The sequence below is a fragment of the Streptomyces niveiscabiei genome, assembly GCF_001419795.1.
GTDB classification, from domain to species: domain Bacteria; phylum Actinomycetota; class Actinomycetes; order Streptomycetales; family Streptomycetaceae; genus Streptomyces; species Streptomyces niveiscabiei.
Genome location: NZ_LIRL01000257.1, coordinates 462 through 1,804, shown reverse-complemented (window position 1 = coordinate 1,804; position 1,343 = coordinate 462). Strand labels below are relative to the sequence as shown.

The 1,343-nt window shown below is 75.7% G+C and carries 2 protein-coding genes; both read right to left on the bottom strand.

Features of this window, described 5'->3' with window-relative positions:
- The coding region (locus AOK24_RS13695; RefSeq protein WP_055720338.1) for a sensor histidine kinase at positions 1-930 on the bottom strand (930 nt) is incomplete at its 3' end.
- On the bottom strand, positions 927-1,343 hold a 417-nt coding region (locus tag AOK24_RS13690), incomplete at its 5' end, for a response regulator transcription factor (protein ID WP_240553888.1). The genes AOK24_RS13695 and AOK24_RS13690, both read right to left, overlap by 4 nt.

The window sequence follows — 1,343 nt, the reverse complement described above, 5'->3', positions numbered from 1 at the left end:
GTTCGCGGCGAGGTTGGTGAGGATCCGCTCCACCCGCCGGGGATCGGTCGCCACGACCGCGTCGGCCACGATGTCGACGCTCACCCCGGCCAGCCCCGACACCGCCCGCCGCGCCATCGCGCTGACCTCCCGCTGCTCCTTCTCCACCGCGGCGACCTGCGCGTCCATCCGCGCGACCTCCAGGACGTCCTCCACCAGCCCCCGCAGCTTCCCCACGCTGTCCGCGATCAGCTCGGACGGCCGCCCCGGCGGCAGCAGCCCCACCGCCGTGGACATCCCGGCGACCGGTGTACGCAGCTCGTGCGCGATGTCCGCCGTCACCCGGCGTTCCGCTTCGAGGCGGGCGCCGAGCGCGTCGGCCATGGTGTTGACGGCGGCGGCGAGGCGGGCGATCTCGTCGCGACCGCGCGGGTGGACGCGCGCGTCGAGGTCGCCCTCGGCGATCCGCTCGGCGGTGCGCGCGGCGGCGGTGGCCCGGCGGCCCACGCGCATGCCGAGCAGCAGTCCGGCCAGCGACACGGCGACGGTCGCGGCGGCGCCGGTCGCCAGCAGGGTCCGGTCGAGCGTGGCGAGGGCCTTCTCCTCGGGGCGGTACGACCGTCGCAGGGAGAGGACCTTGCCGCCCGCGACCGGGGTCGCCGCCCAGAGGACGCCGTCGTGGAGGTAGGTGACGCGGACCTTGTTCCGTACGGCGTCGACGACCGGATCGGGCAGGTCGGGACGGGCCAGGCGGGCGGGCGTGGGGCGGCCGACGGCGTGGTCGTACGCGGCGGTGACCAGGTCGCGGTCGAAGGCGGCGCGGGCGGTCTTCAGCTGGTCCTCGGCGGTGAGGTGGTGCACGAGGACGCCGACCGCGCTCGCGACGCAGGTCGCGGCGGCGGCGACGGCGAGCGCCACCTTCGTACCGAGGCTCGCACCGGGCCGCCTCATGTGCGCAGCTTGTAGCCGAAGCCGCGTACGGTCTCGATGCGCTCCCGGCCGATCTTGGCGCGCAGCCGCTGCACGTGGACGTCGACGACGCGGGTGTCGCCCGACCAGGCGTAGTCCCAGACGCGCTCCAGGAGGAGGTCGCGGGACAGGACGCTGCCCGGCGCCGCCGCGAACTCGCCGAACAGCTTCAGCTCGGTCGCGGTGAGCGCGAGGGGTTCGCCGGCGCGCTCGACGGTCATGGACTGCGGGCAGAACTCCAGGTCCCCGAAGCGCAGCCGCGGGTCCGTGTCCTCGGCGGGGGCGAGCGGCGCGGCCCGGCGCAGCAGGGAGCGGATGCGGGCGACCAGCACCGGGCCGTCGAACGGCTTGGTCACGTAGTCGTCGGCGCCCGCCTCCAGGCCCATCACCACGTC